The 14,741-nt window shown below is 71.8% G+C and carries 15 protein-coding genes; 8 read left to right on the top strand and 7 right to left on the bottom strand.

The window, feature by feature from the left end:
- Positions 1-408: 408 nt before the first annotated feature.
- Positions 409-1,026: a TetR family transcriptional regulator gene (locus NDAS_RS22105; protein WP_013155471.1), complete on the bottom strand. Its 618-nt coding sequence runs from the start codon at positions 1,024-1,026 to the stop codon at positions 409-411.
- 156 nt (positions 1,027-1,182) lie between these two features.
- Between NDAS_RS22105 and NDAS_RS22100 the strand changes: the two genes are divergently transcribed.
- Positions 1,183-2,043, top strand: a complete 861-nt coding sequence (locus NDAS_RS22100) for an enoyl-CoA hydratase/isomerase family protein (RefSeq protein ID WP_013155470.1) — start codon at positions 1,183-1,185, stop codon at positions 2,041-2,043.
- A gap of 480 nt (positions 2,044-2,523) precedes the next feature.
- On the opposite strand, the gene NDAS_RS22095 is transcribed toward NDAS_RS22100, so the two are convergent.
- Positions 2,524-2,949, bottom strand: coding sequence for a Rid family hydrolase (locus NDAS_RS22095; protein ID WP_013155469.1), 426 nt, complete (start codon positions 2,947-2,949; stop codon positions 2,524-2,526).
- Positions 2,950-3,099: 150 nt separating this feature from the next.
- Here NDAS_RS22095 and NDAS_RS22090 point away from each other — a divergent pair, with 150 nt between their 5' ends.
- Positions 3,100-3,588, top strand: a complete 489-nt coding sequence (locus NDAS_RS22090) for a MarR family winged helix-turn-helix transcriptional regulator (protein ID WP_197724861.1) — start codon at positions 3,100-3,102, stop codon at positions 3,586-3,588.
- A gap of 180 nt (positions 3,589-3,768) precedes the next feature.
- Here NDAS_RS22090 and NDAS_RS22085 read toward each other — a convergent pair whose 3' ends face one another.
- Both NDAS_RS22085 and NDAS_RS22080 read right to left on the bottom strand, forming a co-directional pair.
- Entirely contained in the window at positions 3,769-5,232 is a 1,464-nt protein-coding gene (locus NDAS_RS22085) for an MFS transporter (RefSeq protein WP_013155467.1), read from the bottom strand.
- Between the two features lie 62 nt (positions 5,233-5,294).
- Positions 5,295-6,410: an FAD-dependent monooxygenase gene (locus tag NDAS_RS22080; RefSeq protein ID WP_013155466.1), complete on the bottom strand. Its 1,116-nt coding sequence runs from the start codon at positions 6,408-6,410 to the stop codon at positions 5,295-5,297.
- A gap of 227 nt (positions 6,411-6,637) precedes the next feature.
- Between NDAS_RS22080 and NDAS_RS22075 the strand changes: the two genes are divergently transcribed.
- The 3 genes from NDAS_RS22075 (at position 6,638) to NDAS_RS22065 (ending at position 9,460) form a co-directional block, all read left to right on the top strand.
- Positions 6,638-7,246, top strand: a complete 609-nt coding sequence (locus tag NDAS_RS22075) for a TetR/AcrR family transcriptional regulator (RefSeq protein ID WP_013155465.1) — start codon at positions 6,638-6,640, stop codon at positions 7,244-7,246.
- A 126-nt stretch (positions 7,247-7,372) separates the two neighbouring features.
- Positions 7,373-7,939, top strand: a complete 567-nt coding sequence (locus NDAS_RS22070) for an NADPH-dependent FMN reductase (protein WP_013155464.1) — start codon at positions 7,373-7,375, stop codon at positions 7,937-7,939.
- Between the two features lie 249 nt (positions 7,940-8,188).
- Positions 8,189-9,460 carry a hypothetical protein gene (locus tag NDAS_RS22065; RefSeq protein ID WP_013155463.1) on the top strand — a complete coding sequence of 424 codons (1,272 nt, stop codon included), beginning with the start codon at positions 8,189-8,191 and terminating at the stop codon, positions 9,458-9,460.
- A gap of 226 nt (positions 9,461-9,686) precedes the next feature.
- Here NDAS_RS22065 and NDAS_RS22060 read toward each other — a convergent pair whose 3' ends face one another.
- Positions 9,687-10,559 carry an alpha/beta fold hydrolase gene (locus NDAS_RS22060; RefSeq protein WP_013155462.1) on the bottom strand — a complete coding sequence of 291 codons (873 nt, stop codon included), beginning with the start codon at positions 10,557-10,559 and terminating at the stop codon, positions 9,687-9,689.
- Positions 10,556-11,050 carry a GbsR/MarR family transcriptional regulator gene (locus NDAS_RS22055; RefSeq protein ID WP_013155461.1) on the bottom strand — a complete coding sequence of 165 codons (495 nt, stop codon included), beginning with the start codon at positions 11,048-11,050 and terminating at the stop codon, positions 10,556-10,558. The genes NDAS_RS22060 and NDAS_RS22055 overlap by 4 nt, the downstream gene beginning before the upstream one ends.
- A 271-nt stretch (positions 11,051-11,321) precedes the next feature.
- Between NDAS_RS22055 and NDAS_RS22050 the strand changes: the two genes are divergently transcribed.
- From NDAS_RS22050 to NDAS_RS22040, 3 genes are all read left to right on the top strand, one after another.
- Entirely contained in the window at positions 11,322-11,708 is a 387-nt protein-coding gene (locus NDAS_RS22050) for a PPOX class F420-dependent oxidoreductase (RefSeq protein ID WP_013155460.1), read from the top strand.
- A gap of 188 nt (positions 11,709-11,896) precedes the next feature.
- Entirely contained in the window at positions 11,897-12,511 is a 615-nt protein-coding gene (locus NDAS_RS22045; protein ID WP_013155459.1) for a TetR/AcrR family transcriptional regulator, read from the top strand.
- A gap of 289 nt (positions 12,512-12,800) precedes the next feature.
- Positions 12,801-13,061, top strand: coding sequence for a PspC domain-containing protein (locus NDAS_RS22040; RefSeq protein WP_013155458.1), 261 nt, complete (start codon positions 12,801-12,803; stop codon positions 13,059-13,061).
- Positions 13,062-13,198: 137 nt separating this feature from the next.
- Here NDAS_RS22040 and NDAS_RS22035 read toward each other — a convergent pair whose 3' ends face one another.
- Positions 13,199-14,503, bottom strand: a complete 1,305-nt coding sequence (locus tag NDAS_RS22035; RefSeq protein ID WP_013155456.1) for an MFS transporter — start codon at positions 14,501-14,503, stop codon at positions 13,199-13,201.
- Positions 14,504-14,741: the final 238 nt, after the last annotated feature.

Raw genomic sequence — 14,741 nt, 5'->3', positions numbered from 1 at the left:
GACCACGACGGGGCCCGGGAGTAGGACGCTCCCGGGCCCCGTCGTGCTGGTTCTCCAAGTCGCGGATGCCCGCCCACGTCCGGAAAAAGGCTGGTCCCTGCCCCGGGGTCGTGTGGGCCGCACCGCGTCCCCGCCGTCACCGCCGGTGTGCCGCGTTCTTCGGAATCGGGTTCCCGGATTCTGAGGCAGCCGGAAACGGGCGGTGCTGAGAACCGGCGGATTCGACCCGCGCCCCGCCGTTCGCAGGAGGTGCCCAGTGGTTGCTCGGCTGTTCCGGGACAGGGGGGCACGGGGCGGTCTCCTGCGCCCGCGGCCTGGGCTGGGCTCCGACGACGCGATCACTGCCGCCGGGCCGATCACTCCTTTCGGCTGCTTCGGCACCGCCGGGAAAGCCGCCGCTTCGGCCCTTTACGACGGAGTGTCCGTCTGCTGGCGTGCCGGGGCCGAGAAGGCGGCGAACGCGGTGTCCAGCAGGTTGCCGAGGTCCTCTCGGCCTTCGCTCGCGCTCCACTGCCCGAGGACGATCCACAGGATCTCGAGCGCCGCCGCCACGCGCACTTCGGCGACGACCGACGACCCGTCGGCCGAGGAGGTCGTCTTCTGCAGTCGGGCGACGATCTCCGGGCGCCATGCAGCCTGCTTCTCGCGGAGGCGCGCGCACAGGGCCGGGGTCCGCTCGATGAGGCCGAGGATCGTCACGAGCTCCTGGACGTCGCGCACGAGGAACCTCACGGCTGACTCCAGGGCGTTGCGCAATCTGCTCCAGTCGTTCCGGTCGGCCCGTTCGGCATCGAGTGCGTCGGCGATGACGCCACCGACAGGGTCGAAGACGAACAGGACCACGTCTTCCTTGGTGCCGAAGTAGCGCAGGAAGGTGCTCCGCGACACCCCGGCGGCTTCGGAGAGGTCGGTGAAGGTGACCTGGTCGAAGCCGGTGAGGCAGAAGCGGTTGAACGCGACGCGAGCCAGCTCTGCTCGCACCGCGTGGCGGCTGATCTCACGGGTACCGCTTGGCGCTGCGCTCATGGGGACGAGTGTACTCCGACACACTCGCTTGCTTCTTTGAATCCAGGTTTCTAGTCTGACACCCAGTGTCACCCTCGATACTGGGATTCGCGACGCGGTCCCCGGTCGGCGGCCTGGCCGCAGGCCGTCCCTTACACGCGTACATGGAGCCACTTCATGAGCTACAAGGACCTTCCCGCCCTGACGATCGACGTCTCGGACGGGGTCGCGACGGTGAAAATCGATCACCCGCCGCTCAACCTGATGGACGCGGTCCTCCTGTCGTCACTCCGGGCGTTCGTCGCGCGTGTGCGGGATGACGCCGACGTCCGCGTCATCGTCTTCGAGAGCGCTGACCCGGAGTTCTTCGTCGCGCACGGTGACATGGCCTACCTCACCGACCCCGACGCGCTGCCCGCAGCCACCCGCGCCGCGATCGCGGCCGCACCGGGCTCGACCGTCCCGGAAGGCCTGAACATCCTCCAGGCGATGAGCGAGGAGGTCCGCTCGCTGCCGCAGGTCACTATCGGCAAGCTCGCGGGCTTCGCGCGCGGCGCGGGCAACGAGTTCTTCATGTACCTGGACATGCGGTTCGCGGCGATCGGCGAGTCGGGTCAGGGCCAGCCGGAGTCCTTGATGGGGATCCTCCCCGGAGGCGGTGGCACGGTGAACATGACGCGGCTGGCGGGAAGGGCCCGCGCGCTGGAGCTCATCCTCGGCGCAGAGCTCGTGGGCGCGGAGCTCGCGGAACGGTACGGCCTGATCAACCGTGCCCTGCCCGCCGCAGAACTCGATCCCTTCGTGGACACCCTCGCCCGACGGATCGCCGGCCTCCGGGCGGAGGTGATCCCCATGACGAAGGCTGCGGTCGACGCGGTCGCGCAGCCGATTCCGCGTGCGGCCTACGCCGTTGAGAACGAGGGTCTGGTCGCCGCGTTCGGCGATGAGGTCACCGAGCTCGCCCACAAGCTGCTCGCCGCTGGTATCCAGACCCGCGAGGGCGAACGGGACCACGAGCGCATCGCCAACAGCATCTGAGCGCCCAAGCTCTCGCCATCCGTGCGCAGAGGCCCCGTGAGAGGAGCTCCTCAGCCGTTGCCGGCACGCGTGTTCCCGAGTGGTCGGGCCGACCGCCCCGGTTCACCGGGCACTGTCGGGAACACGACCGGCCGAAGCGCCGGAAACGGCGGGCAGGGGAGCGGACGGCGTAAGCAGCCGTAGGTTCGGAAGCGCTGTCGGCCGCGCGAACTGGCGCGGTCGGGAAGGCGGGCGGCCGAGCGGGCACGGGTCCCGTCGACCATGGAGCCGCTGGCACCCCGTGATCGCCGAGGAGGCCCGTGCCCGTGCTCCCATCATGGCCGGCCGAGCCGCTCTGGGACCGATGCGCGGTCCTGCCTCCCGGGCGGCCGGAACGCCACCCAGGCCATTCACCTGGCTGTCACCACCGGAGCCGGTACATGCCGGACTCGGTCCGTGCCTCGCCGACCTGCGATGAGACCGCCACGGAACAGTGGTGGTTCAGCTCCCGGAGCCGACGATGGCGGTGACGCGGATCTCCACGCGCATCGCGGCGAGGCCGAGGACGGTGACGCCGGTCTCGGTCCAGATCGGCGCACGGCCGCCGAGGCGGCGGCGGAACTGCTCGGCCATGACCCTGTTGTGGTCGTCGCCGATGACGTCGTCCCCCGGCGCGACCTTGTGGTACGAGTTGACGTGGATGACGTCCTTCCAGGTCGCGCCGACCGTGGCGAGCGTGCTCTCCACGTTGTCGAAGGCCTGGACGATCTCGTCCTCCAGCGAGTCGGGGACGGCCAGGTCGTCGTCCACTCCGGCCTGGCCTGAGATCTCGACCCGGTCGCCGACGCGGACGGCCCCGCTGTAGCCGAGGGCCGCGTGCAGCTTCTCGCCGTAGCCCGGAGCGATGCCGAAGGTGACGGTGCTCATGATGCTCCTTCTTCCTTGCCGCAGGGGTGCGTTTCCCCTTCGATGACTTCAAGCGTAAAGTGACAGTAGCAAGCAATGACTTCAAGCGTCAAGTGATGGCGGGATTCGCCGGAAGGGCGGGACGGCTCCATGAGCGACACGGAAGGGTCCATGAGCGGAACACACGGGCACGGGGACGGCGAGGAGCCGCGGTGGCTCGACGAACAGGAGAAGGCGGCGTGGACGGGCCTGGTCTCCCTCGTCCTGCTGCTGCCCGGCAAGCTGGAGTCACCGCTGCGGCAGGAGAACGGCCTCACCCTGTTCGAGTACCTCGCGCTCAGCCACCTCTCCGAGGCCCCGGGGCGCAGGCTGCGGATGGGGGAGCTCGCCTTTCTCGCCAGCGGTTCGCTCTCCCGTCTGTCCAACGTCGTCAAACGCTGTGAACAGCGCGGCTGGGTCGTGCGGACACCCGACCCGGACGACGGCCGCTACACCCTCGCCGAACTCACCGACGTCGGCCTCGACCTCGTGCGCTCGGCGGCGCCCACGCACCTGCGCTCCGTGCGCCGCACCGTCCTCGACCCGCTCAACACGACCGACCTGAAGGCCCTCGCCCGCATCGCGGAAAAACTCGGCATCGTCCCCGACGGCCTCGGCTGACAGCCGTTCCCGTGCCACGACCCGGGACGGTCGGGCCCGTGCGGGGGGGCGGCGAGTCGGCCCGCCCGCACCGGGGCACGGCCCCATCCGGCCCCCAACCGGCCCCGCTCGGTCCTGCCCGGCTCCACCCGGCCCTGTCCGGTCCCCGGCCACCCGGGGACCGGACAGGGCGCCCGGACGCTACGACGGCGCCCCGGCCGTGACCGGCGCGGGCGTCGCGCGCCCGCCGCGCACCACCATGCCCGCGGGCACCGCGGCGAGGACGAAGAGCACCCCGGCCGTCAGGACGTAGAGGTACACGCCGGTCGCCGTGCTCACCGGGGCGCCGTCGGCCACGACCCCGGGGATCTGGGTGGCCTTGAGGAGTTCGCCTCCGGCGAAGCTGAAGACGACCGAGCCGAGGGCGAACATGACCGACACCAGGCCGGAGACCGTGCCCTGCCGTTCCGGCGGTGCCAGGCTGGTCGCCAGGTTGTAGCCGGACGTCGAGATCGCGCCGGCGGCCATGCCGACCAGGGCCCCGCAGGCGACCGCCAGCGGCAGGACCGACACGCCGACGAGCATCATGAGGGTCGCCGCCGCACCGACGGCGATGGCGGCGAGGAGGGGCCGTGCGGCGCCGAACCGCCCCGCGACCCATCCGGCGAGGGTGCCGCCGACCATGATGCCGAGCGAGGGCGCGGCGAGCAGGACCGCCACCGCGCCTCCGTCGCCCAACCCGTAGCCGAGTCCCAGCTCGGGAGGCACCTGGGCGACGATGCTCGTCAGTTGGAGCATGCTCCGGAAGGAGCCCGCGGCCAGGACCAGGGCCAGCAGCGTCAGCAGGACCGGTCGGCTGAGGGCCCGGATGTCGATGATGGGTTCGGCGATCCGCAGGGCCAGGACCGCCCAACCGGCCAACGCGGCGACACCGGCCGCCAGCAGCACGACCATGCCCGCGGACAGCCACCCGGCGTCTCCGCCGAGGCTGACGTAGGCGAGCACGGAGCCGAGGCCGCCGCCCAGCAGGAGCGCCCCGCCCACGTCGATCCGGCCGGCGCCGCGGACCGGCGACTCCGGGATGAGGGCACGCACGCAGAGCGCGGCCGCCGCGGCGAGCAGCGCCGCCACGACGAACACGCTGCGGTAGCCGAACAGGTCGATGACCGGCACCATCACGAACGGTTCGATGATCCCGACGATCGCCGATCCCGACGTCACGAGCCCGATCACGGGCATGGCCACCCGCGGGGCGCAGATCTGGAGTACGAGGGCGACCGTGATGAAGATCGCGGCCAGGGCTGCCCCCTGGAGGAAGCGCCCCACCAGGAAGATCCAGACGTTGGGGGCGACGAGGCAGACCAGCGCGCCCGCGCACGCGGTCACCAGCGTGACGACGAGCAGCCGCCGCTTGCCGAAGACGTCGGAGCTCTTCGCGAGCAGCGGCGACCAGATGGCCCCGGCCAGCATCGCGCTCGCGTTCAGCCACGCGGCCTGGTCGGTGTCGAAGTGCTCCAGCAGTTGGGGCAGGACCAGCAGGGGGGAGGCGATGGCCACGTCGGCCAGGACGTTGGCGAGGATGAGAACGGCGACCCAGAGGACGAGTCGCCCGCTCCATCGGTGCTCCGGGGTGTCGGCAGCGGACTCTTCCGGCGTGTCCTTCACATCTATCCTCTCCGGCGCGCCTTTCCGGCGCGTCAGGGGTCGGGAACTCCTCGCGTCGGGGTTCAGCGTGTGCCGGTGTCCGCTGCCCGCAGGGCCTCGTCGCGGGCGGCGATGGCGGCCCAGCTGGTCGGCAGTATGCGGTCGCGGCCGCGGTCGACGCTGGCCTGGGCGAAGGTGACGTAGGGGCGCTGCCGGACCTCGTACCGCTCGAACGCGGCGGTGTGGTCGCCGCCGCACCGGTCGAGTTCCTCGGCGAGGATGTGCGCGCCGGTGAGCGCGAGTGAGGTGCCCCGGCCGGAGAGGAAGGCCGGGCTGTACCCGGCGTCGCCGACGAGGGCGACGCGGCCGCGGTGCCAGGAGGGCAGGTGGATCTGGCTCGCGGAGTCGAAGAAGAAGCCGGGGTCGGCTCGGACCGCGTCGAGCAGCTCCGGGATTCTCCACGACCGGTGCCCGGCGAAGGCGTCGATGACGATCTTCTTCTGGGCGTCCAGGTCGTGGCGGTCGTAGTCGAGCGGTTCCGAGCGGAACTGGAAGACCGCGACGGCCCTGTCCTTGTACCAGAAGGTGCCCGCCATTCGGCTGGGGACGTTGTGTATCGAGTTGACGCCCTCGGACCGGGCCTCGCCGGGCAGGGCGGCGAGCGCGATGTAGACACCGAGGTGGCGGAGGTAGTCCTCCTCGGGCCCGAACACCAGCCTGCGTACCGCGGAGTGCTGGCCGTCGGCACCGAGCACGAGGTCGTACCGCCCGGTTCGACCGGAGGCGAAGCGCACTCCGACACCGTCGCCGCCGTCGGCCAGCTCCGCGATCGAGTCGCCGAAACGGATCGCCGCGGTGCCGGGGAGCGCGTCGGCGAGGACGCGCACGAGGTCCTCGCGGAGGATCTCGATGTCGTCGTCGGAGTCGCTGATCTGGGCGATGGGGATGCGGCCCACCGGTTCGCCGTCGCCGTCGACGAACCAGGTGGACTCGGTCATCCGCAGCCGTCGCTTCCGGATCTCGGCGAGCAGGCCCATCCTCTCCACGGTTCGGACCGCGTCACCGCGGATGTCGATGGGTGTGCCCGCGAGGCGGAGGCCGTGGTCGTACTCGACGACGGTGACGTCGTGGCCGCGGGTGCCGAGTTCACGCGCGGCGGCGAGGCCGGCGATACCGGCTCCGGAGACGAGGATGTTCACGGGATGTGCTCCAGGTGGGTCTGGGCGGACGTGCCGGTCGGATGGGTGGCGGTGCTCCGGAGCAGGGGAGGGGGCGCGGCAGCGCGGTCGGCGCAAGGGTCGCGGTACCTGGCAACTAAAGCAACTATTTGTTGCTTTAAGAAAGCCTACCCGCGGTCGGCTTGCACCGCAATGCCGCGCCTGGCGACAATCGGCACCCGAGCAGAGAACAGGAGGTGGGCGTGGAGATGGCCGACGGGACCGCTGACCGGCCGCCCGCACGGCGCCCCGGCGGCCGCAACGCGCGGGTGCGTGCGCGGGTCCTCACCGCGACCGCCGAGCTCGTCGCGCGCGACGGCGTCGTGGGCTTCCGCTACGAGGAGGTCGCCGAGCGCGCCGGTGTGCACAAGACCAGCGTCTACCGCAACTGGCCCGACCGCGAGGAGCTGGTCGTCGACGCCGTACTGAGCTACGCCGAGAACCTCGCGTCGGTCGCCGACACCGGTGACCTCCACCGGGACCTGGCGGACTTCCTGATGGGCCTCGCCGGTGGCCTGGAGACGCCTTTCGGCCGGACGCTCGAACAGGCCGTCCAGCCCGCCCACCAGAGCCCCGCCGTCCGGCAGGCGCTGTCCAGGGTCCTCGACCAGCGCGTGGCCGTCATGCGGCGGCGGGTGGACACCGCGGTCGAGCGGGGTGAGCTGCCCCCGGTCGACAGCGCCTTCCTCGGCGAGATGATCTCCGGCCCGGTGCACCTCATCCTCAACCGCGGCCTGCGCGCGTTCACCCGCGCGGACGCCGAGCGCATCGTCGCCGTGGTCCTCGCCGGTATCCGCGCCACGGCCCCGCACGGCTGAGGCGCGCGACCGGCCCGGGGCGGCGGGGAGGGCCGGTTCCCCGATCCGCCGTCTCCGGTGGCTTCCGCGCACACGCCGGGGCTTCGGGAGGTACTGTGCGGATGACTTCGGATCGGGGGAGCGGCCATGTGGGCGGTACTGGGTATCTGCGGCAGCCTGCGCCGGAACTCCCACAACGCCGCACTGCTGCGCCTGGCGGGCCGCAGCAACCCCGACGTCTCCGTGGTCGGCGGTGACCTGGCCGGACGCCTGCCCCTGTTCAACCCCGACCTGGACGACGACGGGGACCTGCCGGAGGTCGTCACGAGGTTCCGGTCCTGCGCCGACCGGGCCGAAGGCGTGATCATCGCGACCCCCGAGTACGCGCACGGCCCCTCCGGGGCCACCAAGAACGCCATGGACTGGCTGGTCGGCTCCGGAGGGCTCGCCGGGAAGCCGACCCTCCTCATGAGCGCGTCACCGGGACAGGCGGGCGGTATGCGCGGCCACCTCGCGCTGATTCCCACGCTGACCCTGATGGGGAGCGTCCTGGTCGACTCGGTCACGGTCTCCGGGGCCCCCAGCCGGGTGGACTCCCGTGGTGAGTTCCGTGATCCGGCGGTGCTGGAGCGGGTCCGGCTGGCCATGGACGAGATGGCCACGGCGCTCTCCTACTCCCGGCGGAAACAGGCGACGGACCTGCTCCTGGAGTAACCCCGCTCCTCCGTCGCGCCCCGGGCCGGACCCGCCCCGCTGACCGTGGGCGTGAACGGCGCGCTCCAGCCGCCCGGACCGGTGTCCCGCGCGCGCTCCGACCTGACCCGCCCCGACCCGCGCACGGACGCGGCAGGCGCCGCCGACCGGTCCTGTCCGAGACGTGGGGGCGGTGTGACTCCTGTGAAACAGGGAACCTCCTACTTCCCCCCTCTCGTCCAACACATCGAACTACGGAGTGAAGCCAGCGTGCGCATCTACCAGACCATCCCCCGCATCGCGGCGTCGGCGCTCATCGCCGCCCCCGTCCTCGCCCTGGGCGCCCCGGCCCAGGCCGAGCAGACGACCGGCTGCCTCAGCCGGGACGGCGCCACCGTCGAGGAGGCGCGGGTCACCGAGGAGGTCCCGCAGGAGATCCTGCGCAGATCCGGGTTCGTCATGACCGTGGACCGCTTCACGCGGGAACTGTGCGCGGCGTCGGGCCCGGAGGAGGCGAGCGCGGTCGTCGAACGCCACGGCGACGCGCTCTGGCGCGAGGCGGTGGACCGGGTCCAGGGCAACGCGAGGGTCGAGGGGAGCCTGAGCGCCGGGGACGACCGTCCGGTCTACTGGGCCCGGCTCGCCATGACCTCGGCCCTCAACCGCTGGCAGCCGGACTTCGAGCTGAGCGAGGCCGACCGCGCCGGGCTCGTGGCCGACATGGACCGCCGCTCCCGCGGCCACGACGACACCCACTTCGCCGAGGTCCCCGGGGAGCCCGAGGCCCTCCACGTCGTCGTGACCGGGTTCGACCCGTTCCGCCTCGACAACGACATCCGCCAGGCCAACCCCTCCGGCGCGGCCGCCCTCGCCCTGGACGGGGCGGTGATCGAGACCGACGCCGGGGTCGCGGTCGTGGAGACCATGCTCTTCCCGGTGCGCTGGCGCGACTTCACCGACGGCATGGTCGAGGAGGCCCTCCTGCCGCACTACACCGGCGACCGGCCGGCCGACACGGTCATCACCGTCAGCCAGGGCCGACCGGGCCGGTTCGACCTGGAGGCCCACAACGGCGCCTGGCGCGGTGGCGCCGCGGACAACGAGTCGGTCGGCACGGAGGAGATGGTCCCCGTCCCCGACGGCGTCCCCACCGTCACGCCGCAGCCGCAGTGGTCGGACTCCTCCCTCGACCACCCCGCGATCGTCGAGCAGACCAGCGGCGCGCCGTTCCCCGTGGTCGACAACACCACGGTGACCGAGATCCCCGAGGGCGGGACCGAACCGGTGGTGCGCGTGGACGGGCCCACGCCCGGCTCCGAGGCGCGGGCCGGAGGCGGAGGCGACTACCTCTCCAACGAGATCGCCTACCGCAACACCCTGCTGCGCGACGCCACCGGCCTGGACATCCCCGCCGGTCACGTGCACACCCCGGTCCTGGACTTCGGTCCCGGCGACGGCGTCACCGACCCCGAGTTCGAGCGGAACCGCGCGGCGATCGTCGGTCAGGTCGAGGACATCGTCGCGGCCGCCGTCCGCGGGTGAGGCCCGGGGAGCGGGCCTTCCCCGGCGCGCTCCCACCACCGCGTCGTCCGTTGGGGGCCCGGCCGTCCCGTAGCCGGACACGGCGCTCCGGCGGGCCCCGGCGGCCCCCGCGGGGTTCGGCGGCGGGGCGCTTCGGGCGCTCGCGCCGCCGCCCCGGGGCCGGGGCCGGGAGCCCGCGGGCTGGCAGGCGTACCGTGCGGAACGGGCGTCGGCGTGGCCGGTACGTTCAGGCTCCCGGTCCGGTGAGGAAGTCGCGCACCAGCGCGTTGACCCGCTCGGGCGACTGACGGTTGACCCAGTGCCCGTGGCCCTCCAGCATCTCCAGGCGGGAACGGGGAACCCGTTTCGCGGCGGCCACGGTGTGCCTGGGGTGCACGCCGACGTCCCGGTCCCCCTGGACGAACAGGGTGGGGCAGCGGATCTCGCCCAGACGGGGGCGCAGGTCCACGTTCATCCGCCACGGGCCGATGGAGGCGTTCTGCCAGTCGGAGGAGCCCGCGCCGTTGGCCCGGACCTCGGGCATGATCTCCCCGACGATGTCGTCGAAGTCGTCGACCGGACCCGCGAACAGGCTGGTGCGCGCGAACCGGGCCACCCTCTCGCGGCTGCGGAACAGCCACGTGGGCAGTGTGCGGTTGAGCAGGCGGCTCCTGGCGGTCAGCCACAGCAGCTGGTGCGCCAGGGGAGGGAACGAGATGATCCCGGCCGGAGCCAGGGCGACGAGCCGGTCCACCCGTTCGGAGTGGTCGATGGCGTAGGCCAGGGCGATCGCGCCGCCCTGCGACAGGCCCACCAGGGAGGCTCGTTCGACCTCGAAGCGGTCCAGGACCGCGGTGACGCATGCGAGCATCCGGGTGTGGTCGGCGGTGCCGTTCCAGGGCCTGCTGTGCCCCTGCTTGGGCCAGTCCAGGGCGAGGACCCTGTGGTCGGGGGCCAGGGCCGGGATCATGTGGCGCCAGCTCAGCAGGGCGTTGTCCAGGCCGGCGCCGCTCAGCAGCAGAACGGTGCTCGTGCCCCGCCCCGCGGTGATGACGCTGAGGGCGCCCTCGGGCTGCTCGACGCTGACGCGGGGGAAGGGGTCCGACGGCGGAGGGTTCACGGGTGCCGATCGCTCCTCTCGCGTTCGCTCCGCCACCGCGAGAAGAGCGGGGGCAGCTCGGACTCCAGGAATCCGTAGAGTTCGTGGACGTTGGCCAGGCGTTCGCGGCGCTCGTCCGGGGCCTCCCGGAGCATGCTGAGACCGCGCTCGGTGACCTCGCGAAAAGCGGCCGTCTGGGCGTACCTGCGCTCCAGCATCCGGCTCCAGCCGTTCGCGGCGATGCGGAAGTACTCCTGACGCTGCCCGCGCCTGCGCACTCCCTCGACCAGGCCGCTGGGGGTGAGCAGGCGCGTGGCGCTGCTGATGGAGCTGCGGCTGACCTGGAGGGTCTGTGCGAGCTGGGCGGCGCTCTGTTCCGGTGGATCGCAGATCAGCAGCCAGCCGACGACGCGCCCGGCGATGAGGGGAAGGCCCTCGTGCTCGAAGAACACGGCGACCTCGTCGACGAAGGCCAGTTCGTCCTCTGGGGGTTCGCCCGGGGGTTCGCTCATACGACGATATTACAGTCATTGCAGTAACAACTGCAATGAAAGGATGCCGCGAGGGCGCGGTCGCGACGGGCCGCGGCCCTGCGGGGGAGCGCGGAAGCGGCCGGGACCGCGGGCCCTCCCGGCGGTCCCGAGCCGTCGGGACACCGGTCGGTCCCCGGGCCCCGGGGCGTTCTCCGATACGGTCCGTCCGACTCGGGCGCGTCTCCGCGTCCGCCGCGGGGCGTGTTGGTGTACTCGAGACCATCGGCGTCAACCGACGACAAGGAGTGACATGGCGTTCTCGGAGAAGCAGCAGGCGGTCCTGCGCAAACCGGCGTTCGGACACGTGGCCACGCTCGGCCCGGACGGCTCCCCCCAGTCCAGCCCCGTGTGGATCGACTGGGACGGCGAGTTCCTCAGGTTCAGCCAGACCACGACGCGGCAGAAGCTCCAGAACCTCAGGCGCGACGGCCGGATCTCGGTCTCGGCCACCGACCCCGACGACCCCTACATGTACGTCGAGGTCCGCGGCGTGGTCGACCGGGTGGAGGAGGACCCGGACAAGGCCTTCATCAACGAGATGGCGCAGAAGTACCTCGGAACCCCCTACCCGTGGGACAGCCCCGACGAGGAGCGTGTCATCGTCTACGTCCGGCCGGAGCGCTTCGTCGGCCGCTAGGGCGTGCTCGGCGGACGCGTACCCTGCTGCGCGACGGGCGGCACCCCCGAACACGCCCCCGGACACGGGCGCGGCCCCGCCCCCCGGCGGGGGCGCGCCCTCCGGCGCGCGTGTTCGCCGTTCCTGGGGGATACTTGTGGGAAACTTTGCATGGACTGCAAGGATCTACCTTGTACGGGAGAGGACCATTGGGGCTTCGCGAACGCAAGAAGCAGGCCACGCGCCGTGCCCTCCAGGACGCGGCCGTCCGCCTCACGCTGGAGCGCGGCCTGGAGAACGTGACCGTCGAGGAGATCGCTGCCGAGGCCGACGTCTCCACCCGGACGTTCTTCAACTACTTCGCCACCAAGGAGGACGCCCTCCTGGGCGAGGTCCCGCGGTGCCCCGACGAGGACATGCGCAGGCAGTTCGCGGAGGGCGGCCCCACCGGTGACTTCGTCGAGGACCTCATCACCATGCTGATCGCGTTCCTGGTCAGCACCGACGACCTCGACACCCAGCGCGACGACATGCGCCTGCGCAAACAGCTCATGGACCGCGAGCCCCAGCTCGTCCCCAGGGTGCTCGCCCGCTTCCACACCGTGGAGACGGAGCTCGCCGCCACCATCGCCGAGCGGACCGGCGTCCCCGCCGAGGACGACCGCTCGGTCGTGGTCGCGGCGGCGGCCATGGCGGTGATGCGCCACACCATGAGGCGTCTGCGCTTCTCGGAGAACGAGGAGGCGTCGGACGTCCGCGCCAGCCTTCGCACCGACTTCCGCTTCCTGGGCGAGGTCTACGGGCGGTCCGGGACCGCTGACTGATCGGGGCCCTCGCCCGAACCCCGCGTCGCCCGGCTCCGCGCCCGGATCCCGGGGCCGGACCCCGATCCGGGATCCGGGCCCGACCCCTCCGGCGGCACGGTCCGCGCCCGCGGTGTGCCCCACGCCTCAGCGCCCGGCCGGAACGCCGTGCGCCCCGGTCCGCGTCCAACCCCTGCGGGGCGGGCCGGCACCCCGTGCCCGGCCCCTTCCGGGGGCTCGGGGGGATGTCAGGGGACGCCCAGGGCTGTCCCGGATGGGAATCGTCGTCACGAGGGGGCAGGGTGGAGACATGAACCAGAACTTCCAGAGCAAGCGCTTCCGACGCAGTGGGAGCGACCGCTACCTCGCCGGCGTCTGCGGGGGGATCGCCGAGTTCCTCAACGTCGACTCCACGCTGGTCCGCCTGGTCTTCGTGGTCCTGACGGTCCTCGGGTTCAGCGGCGTCTTCGTCTACATCCTGGCCTGGCTGATCATGCCGGCCGAGAACGAGAAGCGCTCCTTGCTGGAGCAGATCATCCGCAACTTCCAGGGAAAGCCGAGCCAGAGCTGATGTGGACCCTCAGAGCACAACCGGGTTGGAAGCGACGCGAGCTGCGCACCCCGCGGGAGGAGCGCGAGGTCGAGCAGACCCGCGAAGCCCCCGCGGAGCGCGGCGAGGAGCGCTAGGGACACGGTGCGCTGGGGGTCCTAGGCGCCGCCCCCGGTCGCGTTCATCCGGTCGATGGTCTCGCCGGCCATCCGCGACCACGGCAGGGCCAGGAGCAGCGCGCAGACCACGCCGAGGGCGCCGGCCGCGGCGATGACGACACCGGTGCCGAACTTCTCGGCGAAGAACCCGGCGACCAGGATGCCCACGCCCTGGGCGGCCTGGAGCCCGGCCGCGACCAGCCCGAAGGCCAGACTGCGGCCCTCCTTGGGCACGCACAGCACGAACGCCGCGTTGGCCACGAACTGGTAGGAGCCCGCGACGCCGCAGAGCGCGAGGGCGGACACCATCAGCCACAGCGGCGGTTCGGTCAGCCACAGCAGCAGCGGCGCCGAGGCCAGGACGGCCAGCGGGCCGAGCAGGCGCATGCGGACGGGCGGCGGGACGAACCGGGTCAGGACGAACCCGCCGACGAACCCGCCGATCGCCGAGCCCGCCATGATGAACCCGGCCGCCGCCGCTCCGGCGCCGATCTCCTCGGCCATCGGGTTGGCGAGCCCGTAGGGGATGCCGTACAGGCCGGCGAGCCAGGCGAGCAGCGCCAGGGTGCGCAGCCTGCGGTCGGCGAAGACCAGCTTGGCCCCGTCGCGGGTCATGGCGACGAACCCCGGGCGTTCCGACCGCTCCCCGCGGGGAGCCGGACGCGCGGCCACACCCAGCAGCACGACGAGCGCGGACAGCACGAAGAGGACGCCGGTCGACATCACGGCGATGTTGGGGCCGATGGCGGCGACGATCAGGCCGCCGGCGACCAGACCGGCGAGCATGCCCAGCTGCGAGGTGAGCTGGATGATGGCCGTGCTGGCGACGTAGCGCTCGCCCTGGACGATCTCGGCCATCATCGCGGCGCGGGCCGCGGCGAAGGGGACCGACGGCACCACCGAGCAGAAGAGCAGTATCCAGACGGCCCAGATCGGCATGCCGGGGATGCCGATGAGCACGATCACGGCCGCGCGCGCGAGGTCGCAGGCGATCATGACGCGGCGGCGCGGCAGGAGGTCGGCGAGTCCGGAGATGAGGGGGCTGATGACCGGGGGCAGGAAGGTCAGGGCAAGGGTGACGCCCGCGGCCAGCGCGGAGCCGGTGATCTGGAAGACGAGCACGCTGGTGGCGATGTTCAGCAGGTTCGTGCCGATCACCGAGAGCGCGTGGGCGAGCCAGACGGACCGGAACTCGGCGATCGCCATGACGTCGCGGTAGCTGCTCCGCCAGTCGTCGTTGTTGGGGGCGCTCGAAGACTCGTGGTCTCCGTTGTCAGGTGTGTTGTCGAGGCGCGGATTGGCCACCCGGCACTCCCTTACTGTTACAGGGTTGTAATCACGCTGTGTCGTGTCCCAATAACCAACAGTTCCGGATGGTGAGCTTCGTCGCAAGCCGTTTGGGGAAATTCGTGTCTGATTCGTTGCTGTGGGTAAGGAATGCCGGGTGGATTCGTCCGTGTTGTCAGGTCGCCTTGGACGGATTGTTTCCACTGCTCGCGGCGCGTGCGCGCGGAGACGTACCGCTGTGCCGGAATGTTGTTGA

The organism is Nocardiopsis dassonvillei subsp. dassonvillei DSM 43111 (assembly GCF_000092985.1).
GTDB classification, from domain to species: domain Bacteria; phylum Actinomycetota; class Actinomycetes; order Streptosporangiales; family Streptosporangiaceae; genus Nocardiopsis; species Nocardiopsis dassonvillei.
This window is presented reverse-complemented; position numbering and strand designations above follow the sequence as displayed.